The organism is Aeromonas sp. 2MA4 (assembly GCF_029237305.1).
Lineage (GTDB): Bacteria > Pseudomonadota > Gammaproteobacteria > Enterobacterales > Aeromonadaceae > Aeromonas > Aeromonas salmonicida.
Window position 1 is genome coordinate 1 of the sequence record NZ_JAACFY010000016.1, and the last position, 24,706, is coordinate 24,706.

General features: G+C 57.7%; 18 protein-coding genes. 3 read left to right on the top strand and 15 right to left on the bottom strand.

What is annotated here, in order from left to right:
• From GWQ31_RS15665 to GWQ31_RS15695, 7 genes are all read right to left on the bottom strand, one after another.
• On the bottom strand, window positions 1-1,294 hold a 1,294-nt coding region (locus tag GWQ31_RS15665), incomplete at its 3' end, for a retention module-containing protein (RefSeq protein WP_275909739.1).
• Between the two features lie 265 nt (window positions 1,295-1,559).
• Window positions 1,560-3,485 carry an EAL domain-containing protein gene (locus tag GWQ31_RS15670; RefSeq protein ID WP_111587660.1) on the bottom strand — a complete coding sequence of 642 codons (1,926 nt, stop codon included), beginning with the start codon at window positions 3,483-3,485 and terminating at the stop codon, window positions 1,560-1,562.
• A gap of 3 nt (window positions 3,486-3,488) precedes the next feature.
• Window positions 3,489-4,250 (bottom strand): transglutaminase-like cysteine peptidase, encoded by a 762-nt coding sequence (locus GWQ31_RS15675; RefSeq protein ID WP_212540232.1) that lies wholly within the window; start codon window positions 4,248-4,250, stop codon window positions 3,489-3,491.
• Window positions 4,251-4,371: 121 nt separating this feature from the next.
• Window positions 4,372-5,697 (bottom strand): TolC family outer membrane protein, encoded by a 1,326-nt coding sequence (locus GWQ31_RS15680; RefSeq protein WP_265462228.1) that lies wholly within the window; start codon window positions 5,695-5,697, stop codon window positions 4,372-4,374.
• A 35-nt stretch (window positions 5,698-5,732) separates the two neighbouring features.
• The gene (locus tag GWQ31_RS15685; protein ID WP_059113185.1) at window positions 5,733-7,151 is read right to left on the bottom strand and encodes an HlyD family type I secretion periplasmic adaptor subunit; all 1,419 of its coding nucleotides are present in this window, start codon (window positions 7,149-7,151) and stop codon (window positions 5,733-5,735) included.
• Window positions 7,144-9,288: a type I secretion system permease/ATPase gene (locus GWQ31_RS15690; RefSeq protein ID WP_265422571.1), complete on the bottom strand. Its 2,145-nt coding sequence runs from the start codon at window positions 9,286-9,288 to the stop codon at window positions 7,144-7,146. Before GWQ31_RS15690 ends, GWQ31_RS15685 begins: the two co-directional genes overlap by 8 nt.
• 400 nt (window positions 9,289-9,688) lie before the next feature.
• Window positions 9,689-10,624 (bottom strand): TIGR01212 family radical SAM protein, encoded by a 936-nt coding sequence (locus GWQ31_RS15695; protein WP_265433889.1) that lies wholly within the window; start codon window positions 10,622-10,624, stop codon window positions 9,689-9,691.
• Between the two features lie 600 nt (window positions 10,625-11,224).
• Here GWQ31_RS15695 and gltB point away from each other — a divergent pair.
• Together gltB and GWQ31_RS15705 are read left to right on the top strand one after the other, a co-directional pair.
• Window positions 11,225-15,682, top strand: coding sequence for a glutamate synthase large subunit (gene gltB / locus GWQ31_RS15700; protein ID WP_096118283.1), 4,458 nt, complete (start codon window positions 11,225-11,227; stop codon window positions 15,680-15,682).
• A gap of 12 nt (window positions 15,683-15,694) precedes the next feature.
• Window positions 15,695-17,110 (top strand): FAD-dependent oxidoreductase, encoded by a 1,416-nt coding sequence (locus tag GWQ31_RS15705; RefSeq protein WP_275909740.1) that lies wholly within the window; start codon window positions 15,695-15,697, stop codon window positions 17,108-17,110.
• Between the two features lie 93 nt (window positions 17,111-17,203).
• Here the strand turns inward: GWQ31_RS15705 and GWQ31_RS15710 are convergent, their stop codons facing one another.
• The 3 genes from GWQ31_RS15710 to soxR form a co-directional block, all read right to left on the bottom strand.
• Window positions 17,204-17,614, bottom strand: a complete 411-nt coding sequence (locus GWQ31_RS15710) for a nuclear transport factor 2 family protein (protein ID WP_034524486.1) — start codon at window positions 17,612-17,614, stop codon at window positions 17,204-17,206.
• A gap of 2 nt (window positions 17,615-17,616) precedes the next feature.
• On the bottom strand, window positions 17,617-18,204 hold the full coding sequence (locus GWQ31_RS15715) for a class I SAM-dependent methyltransferase (RefSeq protein ID WP_275909741.1): 588 nt from the start codon (window positions 18,202-18,204) through the stop codon (window positions 17,617-17,619).
• Between the two features lie 62 nt (window positions 18,205-18,266).
• Window positions 18,267-18,746, bottom strand: coding sequence for a redox-sensitive transcriptional activator SoxR (gene soxR / locus GWQ31_RS15720; RefSeq protein WP_275909742.1), 480 nt, complete (start codon window positions 18,744-18,746; stop codon window positions 18,267-18,269).
• 60 nt (window positions 18,747-18,806) lie between these two features.
• On the opposite strand from soxR, the gene GWQ31_RS15725 reads away from it, so the two are divergent.
• Window positions 18,807-19,802, top strand: coding sequence for a questin oxidase family protein (locus GWQ31_RS15725; RefSeq protein WP_275909743.1), 996 nt, complete (start codon window positions 18,807-18,809; stop codon window positions 19,800-19,802).
• On the opposite strand, the gene GWQ31_RS15730 is transcribed toward GWQ31_RS15725, so the two are convergent.
• The 5 genes from GWQ31_RS15730 to speG all read right to left on the bottom strand — a co-directional run bounded on the left by GWQ31_RS15730 (window position 19,799) and on the right by speG (window position 24,602).
• Entirely contained in the window at window positions 19,799-20,233 is a 435-nt protein-coding gene (locus GWQ31_RS15730) for a hypothetical protein (protein WP_034282895.1), read from the bottom strand. The genes GWQ31_RS15725 and GWQ31_RS15730 overlap by 4 nt on opposite strands.
• A gap of 49 nt (window positions 20,234-20,282) precedes the next feature.
• Complete coding sequence (locus GWQ31_RS15735) at window positions 20,283-21,323, bottom strand: M35 family metallo-endopeptidase (RefSeq protein WP_275909744.1); 1,041 nt, start codon at window positions 21,321-21,323, stop codon at window positions 20,283-20,285.
• 391 nt (window positions 21,324-21,714) lie between these two features.
• Window positions 21,715-22,359: a DUF2913 family protein gene (locus GWQ31_RS15740; protein ID WP_275909745.1), complete on the bottom strand. Its 645-nt coding sequence runs from the start codon at window positions 22,357-22,359 to the stop codon at window positions 21,715-21,717.
• Window positions 22,360-22,498: 139 nt separating this feature from the next.
• A complete protein-coding gene (locus tag GWQ31_RS15745; RefSeq protein WP_005314664.1) occupies window positions 22,499-23,794 on the bottom strand; it encodes a DEAD/DEAH box helicase in 1,296 nt (431 codons plus the stop codon).
• A 274-nt stretch (window positions 23,795-24,068) separates the two neighbouring features.
• The gene (gene speG, locus GWQ31_RS15750; protein ID WP_017413054.1) at window positions 24,069-24,602 is read right to left on the bottom strand and encodes a spermidine N1-acetyltransferase; all 534 of its coding nucleotides are present in this window, start codon (window positions 24,600-24,602) and stop codon (window positions 24,069-24,071) included.
• Window positions 24,603-24,706: the final 104 nt, after the last annotated feature.

The following is a 24,706-nucleotide window of genomic DNA, read 5'->3' on the forward strand; positions in this document are numbered from 1 at the left end:
CCAGACTGGTCCAGCTCTCGGAGCCATCGCTGTCACTGAGGGTCACTGTGTTGGTCAACGCCACCTGCAGCCCGGCATCAGTCTCGGTACTCACCACGTTCAGTGCCTGCGCATTGAAGTCGATGTCTCCCAAAGGGGTAACATTGATGGTCAGCACTGAGGTAACTGTGTCTTCTCCATCGGTTACCAGATAGCTAACCGGTGGAACAGCGCCGGAAAAATCAGGAGATGGAGTAAACGAGAAACTGCCATCGCTGTTAATAATCAGCGTACCAATCCCTTCTTGAGTCGTGGTGGTTCCTGCCGCAATACCAAGCACATCCCCCCAGCTATAACTCACTACGCTGGCCCCCTGCGGCCCATCGGGATTTACTGTGTTACTCAATACGTTACCCAAGACAGATGTGTCTTCTGCGATGGAGAACGCCTCATCACCATCACTCAGGTCATTTATCGGGTCTATGGTCAAGGTCAACGTAGAGGTCACGGTATCTACTCCGTCGGTTACCACATAGGTAACAGGCGGAACCGCACCATCATAGTTGGGTGCAGGCGTGAAGGTGAAACTGCCATCGGAGTTGACGATGAGGCTGCCGATACCATCAATCGTGACGCTCGTACCGGCAGTCACATTGATATTGTCCCCCCAACTGAAGATCGGCACCGATGCAGCTTCAGGGCCATCCGTATTGACGGTGTTGGTGAGCACATTGCCATTGAGCACCCCACCCTCAGAAACTGTCAGCTGCTCTCCCTCATCACTCAATTCATTGGTCAGCAGTGGCTCTGCGAGTTGCTCTGTATCCACCACAGGCTCGGTCTGATAAGTGGTGTCAAATCCGGCTGCGGCAATGGTTGCATCACCCGTTCTATCAATGGTGACAAAACCGCCATTACCACTGGCACCGGCGACTCCACCAATGCCACCGCCCCCACCAGCAGCGGGTGCCCCACCGGCAGCAGAAGCCTCAAAGTTTTGTGTCGGGTCGATACCTTGCAAGATCGACTGTTGCAATGCCGCGATTTCGGGGGAGGTAGCTGTACCATCATCTGGCACTTGTTGCAATCCCGGTACAGGCACATCCGGGGCGGAGGAGTCTGGCGTGGTGGCCGTAGGAGAATCGTCATAGGGAGCCAATAACAGCTTGGCGTCATCTGCGATGTTGAGCCTGGCACCAGGCTGCAGAATTTCACCTTTCTGCAGCGGGCGGCTGCTACCATCAGCCAGCAAAATTTGAACATTGCCTTCAATAGAAGACACCACCACGGTTTTGTCGATCACTTGAGTACGCATATCCATTGCTCCAACATGACAGATCTTGATGTCTACACCATAGATACCCGTCCCCCTGGCTTCCGTTGCAAAAATGTATAAGGTTGGTTCAAACCAAGAGCAATGCCGCCCATTAAATCGAAGGGTCTTTTTTATATTATTGAATCAATCACTTAATTGGGATTCGAGTAAAGCCTTAGCAGATTTGCCATTAAAAAACTCCAAGATTATTTATATTTCGCATAAAAAAAGGCCCCTATGGGGCCTCACTGTGAATACCGATTGCTCAGGGCAAGGGAAATGCAGGGTGTACGAAGCCCTGATAACCGTCGATATGCAGCTTGGAAAGCAGCTCGACCTGATGCTGATCCTCAACACGGGTTGCGATGGTAGTCACACCTGCATTGTGGGCGGCGCGACAAACCGCGGCCAGGAAAGAGGTGTCGGCCCCCGGCTCCATGACCTGACTGGTATAACCATGGTCGACCTTGACATACGCCGGAGCCAGCTCTTCCAGATAACCCAGAGACTGGAAGTGACGGCCATAATGGTCAACCCCCCACTGGAATCCATGCTCCTGCAAAGTATTCACCAGCGCGGTCACATGTTCCTTGTGCTTCATGATGGCGGCTTCCGGTATTTCAAACAGCAAACGATCCTTCAACTCTGCATGGGCTGTCAGGTACTCCGTCAGCCAGGTCAGAAACTCGTCAGAGCAGAGGGAACCTACCGTGATATTGATGGCCAGCACCAAGTCTGATTGCTGTTTAAGCAAAGGAACGCAGGCATCCAATACCGCCTGATCAAATTCACTCCCCAACTTGAATTGTTCGATGGCTGGCAAGAACTGGCCCGCAAAGTAGTCGGTTCCATCCCGCGAAATAGAGGCAAACAACTCGGCATGCAACCGCACCCCATTGTCGAATCGGCAGGCCGGTTGAGCCTTGAAGCGCCACAAGTGCCGTGAAATGGCATCTTGCACCAGATCGCGCCAAGCCAGGCGCCCCATCATTCCCTGATCTGTGCCCCCTTCCATGACCACGGCGCCACGGCGTTCGTTGCGGGCCTTGCCAAGGGCGTTATCGGCTTTGGTCAGCAAGGCGGAGAGATCGTCATTGCCATCACGGCCCGCAATACCGATGACGGAGAGGGCATCTCCTTCACCCATAGGATTAACGACCAGGTCGGCAATCCGGCTGTTGATAACCTCCGCCAAGTCTTTCAACTGGGTCAGATCATCGGTTGGACAGAGCAGTGCATATTCAGTCGCAGAGATCCGCGCCAGAGCCGCACCATCCCACCCCTTCAGCTGATCCTTCAAGGTCTGGGCGATGGACTTGACCATGTTGTCCCGTGCGGCAAATCCCTCTTCGCGGTACAAATCATCGAGCATGTCGACCGCCACCAGCATGACACCGCCTTGTCCTGCCTCGGCAATCCAGGCGTTGACCTGACCGACAAAATAGGCCCTGTTGCCCAGCCCGGAAACCGCATCCACATAGACCCGCTCCCGCAGCTTTTCAGCTTCATCGGCTTGCTCTTTAAACTGCAGTGCCAACTTGCTGGAGAGGGTATTGATGGCCTGCACCACCTGCTTCAATTCGTGGGTCTTGGGCTCTGGAATGGCGTGACCGAAATGGTGAAGTTCAATCTCCACCGCCTGCTCGCAAATCTGCTTGAGTGGCTTGAGCAGATAATTCAGTGCCCTCATCAGCAAAATGGTGGTGATTAAAAAACCGATCAGGAACCAGCTTGCCAGTTCGCTCATCCCCCGCCACAGCTCGTAATAGGCTTGTCCAGGGTGGCCCACCACTTTCAGTTTGCCCAGTTGCAGCCAGCCGGATGTCAGAATTGACTCGTTGGATACTTCGGGAAACAACCCCAAGCCGATAAACCATTGCGGCACGCCCTGAATGTTGCTGGTGTTCTCTTGCTCGATGACATCTTTGGACGCCAGCAGATCCAGTCGGATCAACTGATAATAGCCGCCATCGAATATGGCCTGGATGACAGACTCAGCTCCCACCTTGTCACCGTTTTCCAAATACGGGGTCAGCGCCAACCCGAGCGAGGTGGCGGTATTGATGACGGTGGTTTCCTGCTGCTGGGCCAGATAGGTTCGGGTCGAATTGAACTGCACCCAATAGGTGGCTGCAAACAACAAGCCGAACAGGATCAACATGGTTGCCAATAATTGTCTGTAGAGCGTCATAGGTTAATCATCCAAATTCACCACAGGCCGAGCCAATCGCCCGGAAGTCATGCGATTGCGTAAATCAGTCCATAATCCCAAGCGTGACGACTGCCCGGCCAGTTCCCCTTGACCACGCGCCTTCATCAACCACAAGTGACTACCGTTAAAGCTGTATATCGGCACCAGATCCCTGCGCTGGCTGGCAGGACGGATCGAGCCGATCAAATTATCCAAAATCACAGGTTCGGAGGACGGAGTGTCATAGTAGGCAACAACCATATGAAACTGGTTATAATCCAACGCCTTGACATATACCATCCGCATTTTCTCATCGGGAATGCCAAGCTCCAGCAGGGTAAAATATTTTGAAATGCTGAAGTCTTCGCAATCACCGCCGGCCGCCCCCAGAAATTCCAACGGGGTGGCCCAGTAATCTTTCTTGCGCCACAACTTGATGTCATCAATGAAGCGCATTCGATTAAAAAACTGGTTTACCTTCTCCAGTTTCTGGCGTTCATTCAGCCCGGCTGCACGATTCTGCATGACCAGCGTACGCCAGCTTGTCACGCGCTTGCCTGCCCTGGCCCCATAGGTTTCCTCGGCGCGCTGGACCAGCTTGAGGTCTTCGGGTGTCAAAGGTTGACTGGCGGAGAGGAGGAGCGGAAGCGAAACCAGCAACAACCACAGTGAGTAACGCAGCCAGCGAGCGCGCAAAAGCAGACCCAACCCCGAGGCTGACGCCCTGCTGCAACCGCTTGCCTTCCACCACACCGTCACACTCATCCCATGGGCATCCAATGACTGTCACTGCACCGGCCAAGCATCAGACCGTTAGAGACAAGGGATGGTGGCAGCACAGCTGCGACCATCCCTTTCACTCGCATCAAACCTGATGCGTTCTCCATTACCGTTTAGCTTGCCATTCGGCCGGCTGCTGCACGTTAAACGCGTTGAGCAAACTGCCTGTCGCGTTGAGGATGCGGTAATCCGCCAGCAGGGCGTCATACTCGGCCGTGATGTAACTGCGGCGCGCCTCGAACAGTTCGTTTTCGGTGTTCAACACGTCCAGCAAGGTACGCTGACCCAGACCAAACTGCTTCTTGTACGCCTGTACAGTGTCATAGCTGGCGTCAACGTGCTCTTTGAGGAAGGTCTTCTGCTTGGTCAAAGACTCTTTGGCGTTCCAGGCCAAACGCGTTCCCTCTTCAACCTGACGGAAGGCATTCAGGTGAATGTCTTTCGCCTGGGAGTACAGGGATGAAGCAGCCTTGCTCTCTGCCAGATCAGAACCACCGCGGAACAGGTTGTAACGCATCCGAACCATGGCAGTCAGATCATCGTTGCGTCCCTTGACCGCATCGATATCCTCATTCCAGTTCTGATCCACTTCGAACGTGACGTTCGGATAGAAGCCGGATTTGGAGCCTTCATGCTGATACTTGGCCGCTTCGATATCCTGCAGGGAAGAGAGCAGGGTCGGATGTACTTCGGTGGCCGTTTTCAGCGCGGCATCCAGACTGGCTGGAATGAACTGTCCATCGGGAACCGGTTGTACCAGATCCTTGGGCATCTCGTTGACGACGCGAATGAATTCGCTCTCGGCATCGCGATAGTTGTTCTCGGCAGCAGCCTGGTTGGCATAGGCTCTGGCAACCCGACCATCGATCTGGGTCTGGTCCGCAGTCGAGCCCAGGCCAGAGTCGGTCCGCTTGCTGATGTCGCTGCGGATCTGCTCATGGGTTTCCAGGTTCTGCTTGGACAGCTCCAGAATCTCCTGCTGACGCAACATGTTGAGGTATACCTCAGCCACGCGCAGCGCCGTGTTCTCTGCCTCGGAGATCATGGCCAGACGCTGGGCGCTGGCTTCGGCATCGGTCCGGGCCACGTTGCTGCTGACATTGAAACCGTCGAACAGCATCTGGCGCAGACTGAGCCCGGCCTCTTTACGGGTCATGGAGTCGTCAATATTGCTATTGGCACCCGCGGCACGGGTGGAGGGGCTATCGGTCTTTTCATAACCGACACCACCGCGCAGATCGATAGTGGGGTAGTAACCACCTTTGGCTCCATCATGCTGATACAGTCGTGCCTGATAGAGATCAAAAGCTTCCTTGATTTTCGGATGGGTAGCCAGTGACTGTGCCACTGACTGTTCCAGCGTTTGAGCCTGGGTAAGGCCCGGGAACAGCACGGCGCCACTTGCTAACATGGCAACAATCGTCTTCTTCATGGTATCTCCAGTCATGTTGTTTTTAGATTGTTGGCTTATCGTTCTCTCAGTGCCGACTGTTTCGCCCGTAATATCGGCTTAAGCAAATAGTCTAGGACACTTTTTTTACCAGTAATAATATCTGCACTGGCTAACATACCGGGGATGATGGGAAGTGCGTTAAGCTCATCGCCCAAGTAACTCTTCTCGGTGCGGACACGAACCAGATAAAAGGAGTTCCCCTCCTCATCCTGGATCGAGTCAGCACTTATCTGTTCGACCTTTCCATGTAGTCCTCCATAAACGGTGAAGTCATAAGCAGTGATCTTGACCACGGCATCAAGCCCTGGCCGCAAGAATGCGATGTCTTTCGGGGAAACCTTGGCCTCTACCAACAAGGTGTCTTCCAACGGCACGATTTCCATCAAATCCATACCCGGTTGCACCACCCCCCCCAGCGTATTGATCTTGAGTTTCTTGATGGTGCCTTTGAGGGGCGCAATGACGCTGGTCCTGTCGACCCTGTCTCGCAGCCCGACCTGCCCTTCCGACAACTGTCTCAATTTACCCTGAAGTTCGTTGAGCTCAGTCTGTGAGTCAGCACGGAACTTCAATGCAATGTCGTTGCGCTTGGAAATGCTTTCTCTCAGCACAGAGTTGAGTTTGGGAATAATAAGCCGGTTGCTCTCCAGCTCTCCCTGCATCTCGTTGACCTGGCGTTCCAGCTTGATGAGCTCTACCTGGGGGACTATCCCTTCTTTGGCCAGTGGACGACTGATGTTCAATTCCTGCCGGGCCAGATCAACACTGCGCCCGACGGTTCTTATCTTGGCATTGAGCTCGATCAGCTCCTGCTCTTTCTGCTCGATCTGCTGGCCAAGTATATAGAGCTGGTTATTCAGGCTATTAAGTCGTTCATCCTGAACCGACTTTTCACGGGCAGCATATTCGGCAAAGACATTTTCAAAGCCCTCGGGAAAGTCGATGGGCTGTTTGTCGATGAGCACCTGCTCACGCCAGCTCAGGTTCGGCCCTGTCTTGACCACCACGCTCTTAATCTCGGCCCTTAGCCGGGCGATACCACCCTTGAGGGTCACCAGCTCTTGTTCACGCTCACGGAAATCAGAGCGAAAACGGGTGTCATCGATACGCAGCAGCGGCTGCCCCTCTTCGACTATGTCCCCCTCCCTGACGAAGATCTCCTTGACGATCCCCCCTTCCAAGTTCTGGATCACCTGCAACTGACGGGACGGGATGACTTTGCCCTGCCCGACCGTCACTTCATCCAGCTCGGCCCAGGCAGCCCAGACGATGGCGCTCATGAAGAACAGAAAACAGGCCCACAACAATACTCTGGCCCGGGTCGGAGTACTCAGCAGGACGGCAGCAGCGCCATCATCGACAAACTCCAGATGTTCGGGTGCGGGCAGCACTGTATCGGACGGCGACTTCTTGAACAGGCCAAATTTAGCCATTGGACGCCTCCTGCACTCGCACCTTGCCTTCCTTCAACTGTTGCAACACTACATCTTTGGGTCCATCTGCCACTATCTGCCCCTGCTCCACGACGATGACCCGCGATGCGACATCAAGCATGGAGGTCTTGTGAGTAATGAGGATCAGGGTGGTTTCCGGTCCCAGTCGTGCCAGCTCATGCTTGACCTGCATCTCTGACTGGTTATCCATGTTGGAGGTGGGTTCGTCCATCACCAGAATGGGGGGATCGTTGAGCAAAGCACGTGCCAGCAGGATCGCCTGACGCTGACCGCCGGAGAGCTGACGTCCCCCTTCCCCTATTTGTCTGTCCAGACCGTTCGGGTCACGGTTGGTAAAGTTGGTGACACCGGCCCGTTTGGCCGCACGCAGCACACGCGCATCGTCCACCAGCGGATTGCCCAGCATGATGTTGTCACGCACAGAGCCGAAAAACAGGGTCACATCCTGAGGGACACAACCTATGTTTCGCCGGATCACAGATGCGGGCAGCTGATCCAGTTCGAACCCGTCGAGACGGACCGAACCATCGGTGGGTCGATACAACCCCATCAGAATCTTTTCGAGAGTGGTCTTGCCTGCCCCGATCCGACCTATGATGGCCACCTTCTCACCCGGCTCAATACGCAGATTGATATTGTGCAGCGTGCTCGTCTCCATCCCCGGATACTTGAACGACACATTATCAAATTCAATGCGCCCGGAGATGATGGGGTGGTGAATGTACTGCTTCCCTTCCTCCTGCTCACCCGGCGTCATCATTATTTTCTCCAGGATCTCCAGCGCGGACTTGGCCTGATTGTAACGAGTGGAGAGCACGGAGAGTTGCACCATGGGGGCGATGGCGCGGCTGGAAAGCATGACGGCGGCAATCATGCCCCCCATGGTGACCAGCCCTTCCGATATCTGGTAGACACCGACGATCACCAGACCCACGGTTACCACCTGCTGGATATAGCTGGCCAGGGAGGACATGGAGTTGGTGATGCGGCGAGTCTGCACGCCCCAGGTAGAGATGTGGGATACAGCCTGTTCCCAGCGATGCTGGAACATGCTCTCTGCACCGAAGATCTTGACGGTCTCCAGTCCGGAAATACTCTCGATCAGGTTGGCATTCTTCTGGGAGGCGAGGCGAGAACCCTCTTCGATGGATTGCTTGAGCGGCGCCTGAATATAGAAGCTGTAAATAATCAGGATCAGCATGGCGACGATGGGCACTACCACCATGACGCCGGCAAACAACCAGATAATGAAGAGGAAGAAGACCGCAAACGGCAGATCGATGAGAGTCGAGACAGTGGCTGAGGTGAAAAACTCCCGTACGGACTCGAACTCTTGCAGGTGTTTGGCAAAAGCGCCGGTGGAAGCCGGTCTCGACTCCATCCGCATGCCCATCACCTTGGCGAAGATCTTGGCCGACAGCAATACATCGGATTTTTTTCCCGCAATATCAATGAAATAGCTGCGCATCTGGCGCATCACAAAATCAAAGGTAAACACCACCATGGCGCCTACCGCCAGCACCCAGAGTGACTCGAACGCCAGGTTGGGCACGATTTTGTCATAGACGTTCATGGTGAACAGCGGACTGGCCACCGCAAACAGGTTGATCAAAATGGAGGCAATCAGCACATCCCGATAGATGCCGCGGGATTCAAACAGTGTGCTCCAGAACCAGTGACCATCACGGGTCTCCAGTACCTTGGGAGAGCGATCATCAAACTTGAACTGCTTTTTGACAAAGAAGAGCCTGCCCAGATATTCGTCACCCAGCTGGGCAACGCCGAGCCACTGGGCGGCATCACCCGCCTGAGGAAAAATCACCTTGCCCTGGGTTCTGTCTTCGTTCCACTCCAGCAGTATGCAAGCACCACCGTTTCGCATCTGCAATACGCAAGGCAGCAACAAGGATGAGATGTCGGCAAGGGGTTGGATCACTTCCCGTGCGGAAAGCCCCCCCCGCTCTGCTGCGCGGCTGAACAGGTTCGGAGTCAGCAAGCCGGAGACCAGCGGCAGTCCCGTCGTCAGGGCATCCTTGCTGTTGGGCACGCCATAAAAGCGGGTCAAAAAAACCAGACATTCCAACAGCTCATCAATACGGTTCGTTTCTGCTTGCATAGCATCCTGTCACTGCTTGAATAGGTCGGCCGTCATCATCACGCATCTGTGGTCACACATGGTTGCATGACGAACGCACGCTCGTGGAATACACATCAGGATCCCACAGCATAGAGATCAACAGCCTGATAAACGTTAAGCACAGGTAAATGACACTGGATATCATCATCAGACCTGAGAGGCATTACGCCCAAAGACGGTACGGCATGAAAGTGCTTGATAGCGACACAAGATGGCGCCATGTCTGATATATCCCGCCAAAATTGGAAACAATACACGCTTATTGATAATGATATCTTTTCCAAGCGGAATACTATATCAAGACAATTTTACCGAAACTATACCGCAAAGACTGAATTTCATCTAATAACCCTCTGTTTTTTTGACGAAATTTGATTGCTTACTCTATATGGTCAGAAAGGGAGAAGGGCCGTCCCAGACTGTGTCCCTGAGCACCGGAGTGGGCCAGTTCACTAGCAATCCCTGCCATGGCTGTCCAGCGATTTTCGCACCAGACCGGTGCCAACAGGGTCGGTCGGCGGGCAGAGGCAGAGATGCGATGATAGACCACCTCGGGAGGGGTGTGCTGGATCATGGCCACTGCAGCTTCAACATATTGATCCAGCGACAACACCTCCAGCCGCCCCGCCTGCCACGCCTTGCCGAGGGTGCTCCCCTCCACCACATGGAGCGGATGCAGCTTTATCCCCTCGACCCCGGTCGCCACGATGCGATGCAAGGTATCGAGGCTATCCATCGGCACCTCCCCAGGCAGGCCGACGATCAGATGGGCACAGACCTTGATGCCGCGCTGATGGGCCCGCGCAACCGCATCGGCATAGGCGGCGTAACCATGACCGCGATTGATGCGCTGCAAGGTCTTGTCATTGGCACTTTGCAGCCCCAGCTCCAGCCACACCTCATAGCCACGGGCCTGATACGCCGCCAACAGGTCCAGCACCGCATCCGGCACGCAATCGGGTCGGGTACCGACACACAAACCCACCATGTCACTCACCGACAACGCCTCTTCATACATGCGTTGCAGGTACTCGACCTCGGCATAGGTGCTGGTATAGGCCTGAAAGTAGGCGAGATAACGTTTGGCACGGGTCACTTCATCCCGGCGCGCCAACAGTTGCTGCACCACGGAAAGCTGCTGGGCCGACTCGTCGGCAAAAGAGGAGACATTGCAAAAAGTGCAGCCACCACGGCCCAGGGTGCCGTCCCGGTTGGGGCAGGTGAAAGCGCCGTGAATAGAGAGCTTATGGATCTTCTGGCCGTGGCGTTGCTTGAGATCCTGACCGAATGTATTGACTAGTTCGTGTAACTGCATGACACCTCCGCTAAAGGAGCGTCATTGTACGAGCTTGTAAAAACAGGGCGCTGAGCTGGATCAAGGGAGGGGAAGGTCAGAAAACATATAAATATTCACCAATATCTGGATAAATATCAGCAAGCGGGTCGTTGTTGATGCTTTCGAAACCCTTACACCAAACACTGCATGCGCAATCCTGATAAATAACAGTTAGCTAACCACCTGTTAGGCAATGAAAATTCACGCATAGACTCACTGACGACAAAAGCAAGACTCGTGGTCCGTAATTGTGATCTCTCCCCGCCACTTGCCTGATGAATTGGTAAAATTACTACAAATCCCCTCCCCCACTGAGTCAACCAACAAAAGCCCACATATCAACATTAAATGCTGTAAAAATAAAAACTTCCAGAGCAATCACCAATTAAAGCCCCATATATACCCGCACTCCAACATTTTGTTATGACATTGTAATAATGAAAACAGCCGGGATGTTCAATTGACCTTGCCGAAAAATCCCATTAGTTTGGAGATTCGCCACGTCAGGCGGACGGAACCACAAGAGCCAATCGCAATTTATGCAGTTTGCGATGCAAGGCCGAGCAAGGGAGAAATGCAATGTCACTATATGATCCAAAGCTGGAGAGGGATAACTGTGGCTTCGGCCTGTTGGCCCACATGGAAGGTGAAGCCAGCCACAAGCTTGTCCGTCTCGCGATGTCAGCATTGGCTCGCATGCAGCACCGCGGCGGTATCTCCGCCGATGGCAAGACCGGCGATGGTTGCGGTCTGTTGCTGCAAAAACCGGATAGCTTCTTTAGAGCCGTCGCCGAAGAGAAAGGATGGCATCTGGGCCGCAAATACGCGGTCGGCATGCTGTTTCTCAACCCGGACCCCGTATTGGCCCAGCAGACTCGCGACATCATCGACGAGGAGCTGGAAAGAGAGACCTTGAGTCTGGTCGGTTGGCGCAAGGTGCCCATCGATACCAATGTGCTCGGTCCCATCGCCAAAGCCTCCCTGCCCAGTATTGAACAGGTCTTTGTCAATGCGCCGCCAGGCTGGGTCGACAAGGATCTTGAGCGCCGCCTCTATATAGTGCGTCGCCGTATCGAAAAGCGCATCAGCGACGACTACTTCTACGTGGTCAGCCTCTCCAACCTGGTCACCGTCTATAAAGGACTGTGCATGCCGGTGGATTTGCCCCACTTCTATCTGGATCTTGCCGACATTCGCCTGCAATCGGCCATCTGCGTGTTCCACCAGCGTTTCTCCACCAACACCAGCCCGCGCTGGCCGCTCGCGCAGCCGTTTCGTTATCTCGCCCACAATGGCGAGATCAACACCATTGCTGGCAACCGCCAGTGGGCCAAAGCCCGCAGCTACAAGTTCGCGACCCCGCTCATTCCGGATCTGCAAGAGGCGGCGCCCTTCGTCAACACCACAGGGTCGGATTCCTCCAGCCTCGACAACATGCTGGATCTCTTCCTGGCCGGTGGCATGGACTTGTTCCGTGCCATGCGCCTGCTGATCCCGCCTGCATGGCAAAAACACCCGAACATGGATGACGACCTGCGCGCCTTCTATGACTTCAACTCCATGCACATGGAGCCCTGGGATGGTCCGGCCGGCATCGTCATGACCGATGGCCGCTATGCCACCTGCGCACTGGACCGTAACGGCCTGCGTCCGGCCCGCTATGTCATCACCAAGGACAAGTTCATCACGCTCGCGTCTGAGGTCGGCACCTGGGACTACACCCCGGATGAAGTACTGGAGAAGGGCCGTGTCGGCCCGGGCGAGCTGTTCGTGGTGGATACCAGCAACGGCAAGGTGTGGACCAGCTTCGAGATCGACGACGATCTCAAGAGCCGTCACACCTACAAACAGTGGATGGACTCCCATTGCAAACGCCTGGTGCCGTTCGAGCAGATGGATGACGCCAGCACGGGAGCCCGCGAGTTCTCGGACGATCAGCTCAAGACCTATCAGAAACTGTTCGGCTACTCCTACGAAGAGCTGGATCAGATCATTCGCGTGCTCGGCGAGAACGGTCAGGAAGCGGTGGGCTCCATGGGGGATGACACCCCGATGGCGGTGCTCTCCTCCAGCCAGCGCACCCTGTATGACTACTTCCGCCAGATGTTCGCCCAGGTGACCAACCCGCCGATCGATCCCCTGCGGGAAAACCACGTCATGTCACTGGCTACCTGTATCGGTCGCGAGCAGAACGTCTTCAACGAGACCTTCGGCCACGCCCACCGGGTACTGTTCCAGTCGCCGATCCTGCTCTACTCCGACTTCCACCAGTTGCTTGCGCTGGAAGGGGAACACTATCGCCATCAGGTGATCAGCCTCAACTTCCGGCCCGAAGAGGGACTGGAAGCAGCCTTGGTGCGCATCTGCGAAGAGGCCCAGACTGCCGCCCGCAACGGTACTGTGCTGCTGATCCTGTCGGATCGGGACGTCAGTGCCGACACACTGCCCATTCCCGCCGCCATGGCGGTAGGCGCGGTGCAGCGCACCCTGGTGGACAACAATCTGCGCTGCGACGCCAATATCCTGGTGGAGACCGCCAGCTGCCGCGACCCGCACCACTTCTCGGTACTGCTGGGCTTTGGCGCCACCGCCATCTACCCCTATCTGGCTTATGAAACCCTCGCCAAACAAGTCGAGGAAGGCGTACTCAAGATGAGCCTGCGCCAGGCCATGCTCAACTACCGCAACGGCATCAACAAGGGCCTCTACAAGGTGATGTCCAAAATGGGCATCAGCACGGTCGCCAGCTATCGCTGCTCCCAGCTGTTTGAAGCTGTGGGCCTCTCCAGTGCCGTGGTCGCCATGTGCTTCCGTGGTGTATCCAGCCGTATTCAGGGCGCCGATTTTACCGATATCCAGCAGGATCAGTTCAATCTGGCCCGCCTGGCATGGTTGCAACGCAAGGCCCTCACTCAGGGTGGCCTGCTCAAGTTTGTCCACGGCGGCGAGTATCACACTTACAATCCGGATGTGGTGCAGACCCTGCAAACCGCGGTGCGCTCCGGCAACTATGCCGATTACAAGGAGTATGCTCGGCTCGTGAACGAGCGCCCTGTCTCTACCCTGCGCGATCTGCTTGCTCTGAAGAAGGTCGACAATCCGGTAGACATCAGCGCAGTGGAGCCAGCAGCCAAGCTGTTCCCCCGCTTCGACTCCGCTGCAATGTCCATCGGCGCCCTGGGCCCTGAGGCGCACGAAGCGCTGGCAGTGGCCATGAACCGCCTCGGCGGTCAGAGCAACTCCGGCGAAGGCGGTGAAGATCCCAAGCGTTTTGGGACCGAGAAAAATTCCCGTATCAAGCAGGTGGCATCGGGGCGCTTTGGCGTCACCCCCCACTACCTGATGAACGCGGACGTGGTGCAGATCAAGGTGGCCCAGGGCGCCAAGCCCGGTGAAGGCGGTCAGCTGCCCGGTGACAAAGTCACCGCCCAGATAGCCAAGTTGCGCTATTCCGTGCCTGGCGTGACCCTGATCTCGCCGCCGCCGCACCACGATATCTACTCCATCGAGGACCTGGCCCAGCTCATCTTCGACATCAAGCAGATCAACCCGGACTGTCTGGTGTCGGTCAAGCTGGTCTCCGAGCCCGGTGTGGGCACCATCGCCTGCGGCGTGGCCAAGGCCTATGCCGACTTCATTACCGTCTCCGGCTATGACGGTGGCACGGGCGCAAGCCCGCTGACCTCGGTCAAGTATGCCGGTTCCCCCTGGGAGCTGGGCCTGGCCGAGACCCAGCAAGCGCTGGTTGCCAACGGCCTGCGCCACAAGGTACGGCTGCAGGTGGATGGCGGTCTCAAAACTGGCCTCGACATCATCAAGGCCGCCATCCTCGGTGCCGAGAGCTTCGGTTTTGGCACTGGCCCCATGGTGGCGCTCGGCTGCAAATACCTGCGCATCTGCCACCTGAACAACTGCGCCACCGGCGTCGCCACCCAGGATGAGAAGCTGCGCCGCGAGCACTTCACCGGCCTGCCGGAGATGGTGATGAACTACTTCAAGTTCATCGCAGAAGAGACTCGCGAACTCATGGCTCAGCTGGGGGTCACCCAGCTGACCGATCTCATCGGTCGTACCGATTTGCTGGAAGCCCTGCCAGGCCTCACCGCCCGTCAGGCCAAGCTGGATCTCTCCGGTATTCTGGCAAGTCCGGTGGCGCCGGCAGGCTCCAGCCTGTTCAGCCAGCAGCACAACCCCACCTTTGACAAGGGACCGCTCAACTTGCGGATGGTGGACGATCTGCTGGAGGCGGTGGAGCACAAGTCGGGCGGCGAGTTCCGTTACGACATCCGCAACACGGATCGCTCCGTGGGGGCCCGTCTGTCGGGCGAGATCGTCAAGCGTCACGGCAACCAGGGCATGGCGGCCGATCCGGTGAAGGTTCACTTCAACGGCACAGCAGGCCAGAGCTTCGGCGTCTGGAACGCGGGTGGCCTTGAGATGATACTCACGGGTGACGCCAACGACTACGTGGGCAAGGGCATGACTGGCGGCAAACTGGTGGTCAAACCCCACGTCGGCGTGGCATTCAAGTCCCACGAAGCCGCCATCATTGGCAACACCTGCCTCTATGGCGCCACCGGCGGCAAGCTGTTTGCGGCCGGTACGGCGGGCGAGCGCTTCGCGGTGCGCAACTCAGGTGCCCTGGCCGTGGTCGAGGGGATAGGCGACAACGGCTGTGAATACATGACAGGCGGTATCGTCACCATCCTCGGCACCACCGGCGTCAACTTCGCGGCGGGCATGACAGGTGGTTTTGCCTACGTGCTGGACGAGTGCGGCAACTTTGCCAAACGCACCAACCCCGAGCTGGTCGAACTGCTGGACGTGGCGACACTCGCCATCCATCAGGAACACCTGCGCGGCATCATAACGGCGCACCTTAATGAGACTGGCAGCTCGCGCGCCGAGGAGATCCTGGCCAACTTCGACTCCTATGTGCCCAAGTTCAGGCTGATCAAACCCAAGTCCAGCGACGTCAAGTCCCTGCTTGGCCACACCAGCCGTTCCAGTGCAGAACTCAGAATCCAGGCGCAATAAGGAGGGAACCCTATGAGCCAGAACGTATTCCAGTTTATCGATGTCCAGCGGGTCGACCCGCCCAAGAAGCCGCTCAAGATCCGCAAGATCCAGTTTGTGGAGATCTACGAGCCCTTTAACCAGGCCCAGGTCGGTATGCAGGCGGATCGCTGCCTCGACTGCGGCAACCCCTATTGCGAGTGGAAATGCCCGGTCCACAACTACATTCCCAACTGGCTGAAACTGGCCAATGAGGGGCGCATCCTGGAGGCGGTGGAGCTTTCCCACCAGACCAACAGCCTGCCGGAAGTATGTGGCCGTGTCTGCCCGCAAGACAGGCTGTGTGAGGGTGCCTGTACCCTGAACGATCGCTTCGGCGCCGTGACCATAGGCAATATCGAGAAATACATCACCGACAAGGCATTCGAGATGGGCTGGCGCCCGGATCTCTCCAACGTGGTGAAAACCGACAAGCGGGTCGCCATCATAGGTGCAGGACCGGCCGGGCTCGCCTGTGCCGATGTGCTGGCACGGGGTGGTGTCAGCGCAGTGGTGTTTGACAAGTATCCGGAGATTGGCGGCCTGCTCACCTTCGGTATTCCCTCCTTCAAGCTGGAAAAAGAGGTGATGCAGCGTCGGCGCGAGATCTTCGAGGATATGGGCATAGAGTTCCGCCTCGAGACCGAGGTGGGCAAAGATGTCACCTTCGCCGACCTGCTGGGCGAGTTCGACGCCGTCTTCCTCGGGGTCGGCACCTACAAATACATAAAGGGTGGCTTCGAGAATGAGACGGCTCCCGGTGTATACGATGCCCTGCCCTATCTCATCTCCAACGCCAACCGGCTGCTGGGCTTTGAGAAGGCGCAGGCCGATTACATCGACTTCGCCGGCAAACAAGTCGTGGTACTCGGTGGTGGCGATACCGCCATGGACTGCGTGCGTACCGCCATCCGTCAAGGTGCCGCCAACGTCATTTGCGCCTATCGCCGCGATGCCGAGAACATGCCGGGCTCCAAGCGGGAAGTGAAAAATGCCCGGGAGGAAGGGGTCGAATTCATGTTCAACCTGCAGCCCATCGGCGTCGAGCTGGATGCTGATGGCCAGACCTGTGGCATCAAGATGGTGAGCACTGAACTCGGTGCGCCCGATGCCAATGGCCGTCGCAATGCGGTAGTGATAGAGGGTTCAGAGCAGGTGCTGGCTGCCGATGCCGTGGTGATGGCGTTTGGCTTCCAGCCCAACCCCCAGCCCTGGATGCAGGAGTTTGGCATAGCGCTCGACAACCGGGATCGCATCCAGGCCAGCGAGCAGGCGGACTACCCCTTCCAGACCAGCAACCCCAAGGTATTCGCCGGTGGCGATGCGGTGCGCGGTTCCGACCTGGTGGTGACTGCCATCTACGAGGGTCGCAAGGCTGCCGAAGGGATTATGGACTATCTGGCCGTCTGATCCGCCGTCTGTCATCGCCTTTGTGCCAACAAACAGCCCCGCATCTGCGGGGCTGTTTTTTAGGTGACATACGCGCGCCAGCTGACGGATGCATCAGGCCGGTTGCGGCTCCCGGGGAATGGGGGTCACCCAGGGGCGACGCCAGCGGGGTGCCTCGTAGAGATCGGGCCAGAACTCGGTCTGGCGCGAGATGACATTGCCGCGCACTGTGTGAAAGGTAATGGCGCGAGCCTGCACCTCACCATCGGTTATCAACACCTCGGTCACGACTTCACCGCCCTGCTCCAGTAGCCGGACCACGTCAAAATTCCAGGGGCCTGCCGCCGGATAGCGGCGGTTGATCTCGACAAAGTTGCAGCGCCCCTCGATGCGCTCCCCCGACTGCGGCCAGTCGCAGATAAAATCATCGCCGAGCCAGCGGGCCGCCCTCGAAAAATCATTGCTTTGCATGGCCTGCCAATAGGCCTCTACCACTGCTTTTGGTTCCATGGTTCTGAACTCCATGCTCACTCTCCCGACAAACTCACCACCAGCCACTCCCCCTTGCCAACAGGCACCAGCGAAGTCGCAAAGGCCGGATCACGCTGCACCTCTCCCATCCACTCTGCCAACTCATCCCGATGGGAGATGGCATTGTCCACCACCAGCAGACCACGAGGGGCCAGCAGGCGCTGGACCTGTGGCCACCAGACACGATAGCGCTGGCGATCCGAGTCCAGGAAGATGAGCTGATAACCGGCCTCTGGCAAAGTGGGCAACAGGGTTTCAGCCTCCCCCGCCAACTGGGTGATCCAGGGGCTCAGGCCGGCACGCTGAAAGTTGATATCAGCCAGTTCACGCTTGCCCTCATCCCGCTCTATGGTGGTGACTCGGCCATTGAGCCTTTGCACCGCTTCGGCCAGCCAGAGAGTGGAATAACCGTTGGAGGTGCCAATCTCCAGTACGGCCTCAGCCCCCCGCGCCTGTACCAGTACCGCCAACAACTCGCCGGTATCGCGGGTGATATTGAGCATCTTGCTGCCACGGGTCGGCTGCGCATCATCGCTGCGCTCGCCAAACTGTTCCAACTCCCGTTTAAGCTGTTGCAATGCCATGTCTCCTCCTTGCTCATTACGCAGGTCGCCCAGTGCATGGCATGCCGGGTCGACGCTCATGTTTATTGTTTTTCTGATCCCGGGTCGGATGGCGGCACATCCCCCAACAGATAACGGGGGCCGGCGCCCTGTCCGGCAGCCTGATCATCCGGGTTGTAAAGGGCGCAGTGCTCAAGAGACAGGCAACCACAACCAATACAGGAGGTGAGCTTGCCTTTGAGCTGCACCAAAGCCTCGATGCGCTGATCAAGCAGGCCCTGCCACTGGCTGGCTATCAGCTCCCAATCGCTGCGATCCGGCGTGCGGCCATCTGGCAAGCCGGCGAGGGCATCGGCAATCTCGCCAAGGCTCAACCCCATCCCCTGCGCCACCCGGATGAAGGCTATCCGGCGCAGCGCATCCTGCGGATAGAGGCGCTGGCTGCCATCGCTGCGCACGCTGCTGATCAATCCCTTCTGCTCGTAAAAACGCAAGGCACTGGCATTGACCCCGGCGCGCTTCGCTATCTGACCTATGGCTAACCACTTGCGATCCGTTTTCACCCTTGACCTCAAGTTAGCTTTAACTTGCACAATCCTGTCTCCCCTCGCAAAAGGAGTCAAATGATTATGCACCATCTTCACCACTTGCTTGATGCCAACCGGGCTTTTGCCCTCAACGGCAAAGGCACCACCAACCACTGCCCCATGGCGCTGCACGCCCTGCATGAGATGGGTGCAAGCCCCCGCCAATTGCAGCATTTCTTCGATCATTGGCAGGCAACCCATGCGCTGCCGAGCGGGGAAACAAGTCAGGACGAGGATGAAATCCGTTTCGTACGACTGCGTCAGCAGTTGGCAGACCGGATTGCCGCCGAGGGCTGGTTGCCTCTCTTCGAGACCCTGCTGGCCCGGCGCTTCTCACCGGCGGGAGGCGCCTTCCATCCTCTTATTCGCTTCGCCTGTGCCCTGGAAAATGGTCATGTGGGAGAGCAGGCTGCGGCACTGGCCGCCTGGCAGTGCAGTCCCCTGATACTGCCTGTCGGGGAAAGCGCACCGGCCCGGGATGTCGCCAGTCTGCTGGCCGGGCTATCAGCACAGTGGGCAGGGAGGCGCTGGCAGGGCGAGTGGATCACGGGTCGATTGCAGCAGGTGGCAGAGGCGCCGCGCTGGCCGGGCACGCTGCCGCAAACGCTCGCCGAGTCATCGTCTGTTTTGACACAACTGGCCGAGGTGGCCCTGCCGCTCTATTGGCAAACCAGCAATTTTACCGTGCTCCATATGGTGACAGGTAGCCGGGCCGCAGCCATTGTCGCAACGCAGTTGCCCAGCGAGTGGCAAGGGCAGTGGCAGACCTTGATGTGGCAGGCGGTGGCGGCGGCTTATATCACGGTCGGGGCTCCGCACCTGCGCCCCCAGACATGGCCCGCCTGCAACGGATTATCCTGGCAGCAAGTGTTGGAAAGAGCGCTCGCCAGTCTGGACGATCATGTGATCAAGCTGGTGCACTGCTGCTGGCGTGAACAGGCAAGCAGACCCGGCGATACATACCGCTATCTGGCAGTCGCGGCCCGAGCTGTGGGGCTGCTGAACGCAGCAAACGGGCGTGATGCCGCTTAGGGTGCCGCCAACCGGGTGAAACTGATGGCGGGGCAGCTGGGGGCGACCCCCTGGGTCAGGGTCAAGGGCTGGGCGCGATAGCTGAGGTGATAGAGGCCTGGCCGGGACAAATCGTAGACCTGGGTCAGATCTGCATCCGCCTGGCTCTGCTGGCCCGCCCCCAGAATGAAGAAGTCATCGGCACCGGGTTCGCCACGCTTGGCGAGCGGTCCTTTGTAAACCAGCGGCTGATTGTCGAGGGTGAGATCGATGGCATCGGCGAACCAGCCTTCGAACGGGGTGAACCAGCTCAACACCTCGAGCGGCCCCTCCCCCTTGTTGGTCAAGGTCATCACCAGGGGTAAGGGCTCGTTCACCCGGCTGTGTGCCTTGACCGACAGTTCACACTGCAGGGGAGCGAGCGCTAGGGTGGTGAGCAAGAGTGTCATCATGGAGCCTCCTTCAGCATCAAAAAGGGGCCTTGCGGCCCCTGTCAGTGGATCAGTTTTCGCTCGGGGTATTCTCGGCGAAGTATTCATGATTGTCGGCGTTGTTGAGCGCCTTGACCGGATCCGTCTTCGCCAGATTGCGGGCATTGGCCTGACCGTAACCCAGATCGTCGGTGCCTGCCACCACGTTGAAGTGACTCAGCTCATGGACTATGGTGCCGGCACGGGAATCGGTCCCGGTGACGGGCGCCGTCCAGAAGCTCTTGCACAGATAGACCTTGTAGGGTTGATCCGGATAGACATAGGCGAAGTAGCTCTGCTTGCAGCTGCAGTCAAAGGTGAGCGGCTTGTTGTCGATGGCATCCTTGATCTTGCTGAAGTTCGTCTCGGCCTGATCCCAACGGGCACTGCTATAGGCCCCGAACCAGCTGCGATAGCGCTGGCCATCGGGCTTGTCGACCGCCAGATAGCTGCTGGCGTTGTTGCTGATGCCACTGGCGGCATCCAGCGCCGTCAACAGATCGCTCTTCTGGGTGTTGGTGCAGCGTCCGCTGAAACTGACAGAACCGGCAACAGCCTGGGGCTCGGCGGCGGCCACCTTGGCCTGAACCCGCTCATCGTTCACCCCCTCCACCCACAGAGTGATGGCGTTGGACTCGCTCTCCTGGGCCTGTTTGGCCTTGGCCGCTTTCGTCGTCCCCGGCAGGGTCGGCAGCTGATAGCGGATGCTGTACTGGCCCTGAGCGCTCATGTCATAGAGACCCGACACTTCCGCCTGCACCGTCAGGCTCTGGCCGGCCTTGAGCAGCTGGAAATCCTTGTCGGTTGGCGCCGCCCGCTTGATCAGCGCCCCCTCATAGCTGACCGGTTGACCATCCCGCTCCACCAAAAACAGGGGGGCATCGTCGCTGCCCGGCAGTTGCCACTTGAGCAGACGGATGGGCTTGTCACCCGTGTTGGTCAATGTCAGGTTGACGCGCACGTCGTCTGTGCTGCCATCCACCAGGGTGAGTTGGGCATCGAGCCCAGCAGCGCAGAGCGGGGAAGCCAGCACACCGGCCAGCAGCAAGGCTATTGGAGTCACTTTCATCATGTTTCCTCATTCATTGAGTGTCGCCATCAGGCGGTTTGCTTCCTTAAGGCCCTCTTTGGGGCCCACTCACCCTAGAGCAGAAATTTTCCACCACCATCCCACCATATGGGGGACGCCCCCCATCAGAGGGGGGCAAGATGAAGACGCACAACCATGCGACACATTTCGAACGACAAAACGGGAACCCGCTGGCCGTATCACTCGGCCCCTTTGGTTCTTGTAAAAGGTTCCTGTAAAAGGTGCTTGTAAAAAGGTTCCTGTAAAAATTTCGCTTTTGCTCTCGCCTCACCCGGCCAAGCCCGCCTGCACCATCACTGGCACATAAAAAACCCCGGCGCCAGGCCGGGGTTTGGGAACAACATTTGGGAACAACAGGGAAAGAGGCTCGCCGTCAGGCTTTCGCCTCGGCCAGCAGCGCCAGCGCGGGCTGCAAGTTGGCGGGCACCAGACGGTACGCCTTGTGATGCTTGACCAGAGTGACCTTCTTGTTGCCCTGGCTCAGCAGCAGACCATGGTGAAAGGCTGCTTGCGCCAGCCTGGCTTCATCACCACGCACGTACAGGGTCAAGGGTTTGATCAGCTCACCCTGCACTATGTGCTCGCCATATTCGCAACTGGAGATCACCAGACTGGATTGGCCCTGTCCCTGCAAGCGCAGCTTGGCGTTCACCTCGCTGTCAGTAAACACCAACCAACCCGCGGCTTCCAGCTCGGCCAGCAGGGCGGCAAGCCTGGTGCCGAGCTGTTGGGAGTCCGCCTGCACCCGGGCGTACTGGAAGGCGATGCGCTCCAGCAGGCCCTTGAGATCGGCGCCGGCTCCCAGGGTGCGGCCCTGCTGGATCCAGCCTTTCAGATCCTCCATCACCAGACGGGAGAAACGCTTCTCCTTGAGGGAGTCCGCCATCCAGGTGCAGAGAAAATGGCTCTCCTGGGCCGGGGTGCGCTTGCCCGCCTTCTGCTTGGCGGTGCGCGCCAGCTCGGCAAGGCTCTGGGTGGCCATGTCGAGCAGGGCCTGATTGTAGTTGGGAGGTGTCATCACGAGTCCTCAGAGAGACGGGCACAGGCCAGGGGCCGGGTCATCAACAGCATAAAGGCGCCAGTGGCGCCTTTATATACAAAATCGCCCCTCCGGACCTGCCCTGACAAGGGGAAGACCCGGACGGGGTTGGGCGCGCTTATTTCGGCTGGCGCGGCTTCTTCATTGCCGCCAGACGCTTGAGGCGCTGACCCTGCAACTTGGCTTCGGCCATGGCCTGGGCGGCGGCGTTGTCTTCACGCTGGGGACGCTTGCCGAAGCGACGACGCTCCTGCAACTGCTTGATCAGCTCGTCACGGTTGCCCACTTCGTAGCCCTTCGCCATGACACGGCGGATCTTCTGGCCGATCAGCGCCTCGATCTCGAGCAGGGTGCGCTCTTCTTCGCGGCTGACGAAGGAGATGGCCATGCCACTCTTGCCGGCGCGGCCGGTACGGCCAATGCGGTGCACGTAATCTTCGGCCAGGAACGGCAGATCGTAGTTGACCACGTACTGCAGATCCGGGATATCCAGACCACGGGCGGCCACTTCGGTGGCGACCAGCACCCGCAGCTTGCCTTCGGTGAATTCACGCAGGGCGCGGCGACGGCTGCCCTGGGCCTTGTCACCATGCACAACGGCAGACTTGATGCCATCCAGGTTCAGCTCGGCCACCAGCTCGTCACAGCTTTCGCGGGTACTGGCAAACACCAGCACCTGCGGCCAGTTCTGCTTGCCGATGAGCTCGGAGAGCAGCTCGCGCTTGCGCTTCTGCTCCACCGGATAGACGGTGTGAGTAACGGTATCGGCGGTGGAGTTCTGCTTGTTGACGCTGATGATCTGCGGCTTGTCCAACATGACGTTGGCCAGCTTCTTCACCCCGTCGGAGAAAGTGGCGGAGAACAGCAGGTTCTGGCGCTCCTTGTTGACCGCTTGCAGGATCTGCTGCACATCGGCGCTAAAGCCCATGTCGAGGATGCGATCCGCTTCGTCCAGCACCAGACACTCGACGCCGGACAGGCTGAGGTTGCAGGCGGTCAGGTGCTCCAGCAGACGACCCGGGGTCGCCACTATGATGTGAGCACCCGCTTTCAGCTTCTTGGCCTGCACATCCTGCTTGCCGCCGCCAACGAGCGTCAGTACGGTGACATCCAGGTACTTGGCAAAATCATTGATGTTGCTCGCCACCTGGGCCGCCAGCTCGCGAGTCGGAGTCAGGATCAGCACGCGGGCATTGGACGGCTGCAACTCGGCCGGCTTGTCCACCAGACGCTGCAGTATGGGCAGGGCGAAGGCGGCAGTCTTGCCGGTACCTGTCTGGGCACTGGCCAGCACATCGAGACCACGACGGATAGTCGGGATCGCCTGGCGCTGCACAGGGGTCATCTCCTGATAACCGCAATCTGAGACAGCACGCAAAATCTCGGGGGCAAAATCGAACGATTCAAATCTCATAATGGGTTCCTGTGTTCCAGCTGGACTGTGTTTGGCTTGCGGCTCGGCGTAGGCGAGGCGGAGGTTGATACCACCGGTGGCTGCGTCCGACATCAAGTCAGAAAATGAGCCGGAAAATGGCGGGCGCGAAGTGTAACAGATAGGCATCACAAATTCTGCCTCAAATGGCCTGAGTTTTTATCCTGTCACGAGAAAGGTGCCGACAAAGAGAGCCGCATCACTGGCATCGGCCAGCGCAGCCCTGCCCCCATCGGCACCAGAATGTCAGGAAACGTTAGACCCTGTTGGCAGCATTTGCCTGAAAATCACGCTGAAACAGACACATGCGAATGGCGGTGCGATATTTGCCATCGATGAAGAACTCCTCTTTCAGCTCCCCCTCCGGCGCGAACCCCAGCGACTGATAAACGTGTCGCGCCTTGGCATTGTCACTGTCGACGATGAGATACAACTTGTGCAGATTCAGCACGTTGAAGGCATACTTCATCGCCTTCAGGGTCGCAGTCTTGGCATAGCCCAGCCCCTGATAGGCGGGGGCTATGATGATCTGAAACTCGGCGCGGCGGTGGATGCTGCGAATATCCACCAGCTCCACCAGGCCAACATTGGTGCCCTCCACCTCCAGGATGAAACGGCGTTCTTGCTGATCGTGGATGTGCTTGTCATAGAGCTGGGCCAGCTCCATGTAAGCCTCGTAAGGCTCCTCGAACCAGTAACGCATTATGCTGGCGTTGTTGTTGAGCTGATGTACGAATTTCAGATCCTCTCGCTCGAGGGGACGAAGGCTCAGGGTGTCACGACATGGCATAAAGTACCTGCTTGATGGTTGATGGGCGGCATTGGCAGCCCGCCTGGGCCTAGCCAATGCCATTGGTAAATCAATGGAGAACCCGGGGCCAGCCTGCGCTCCCC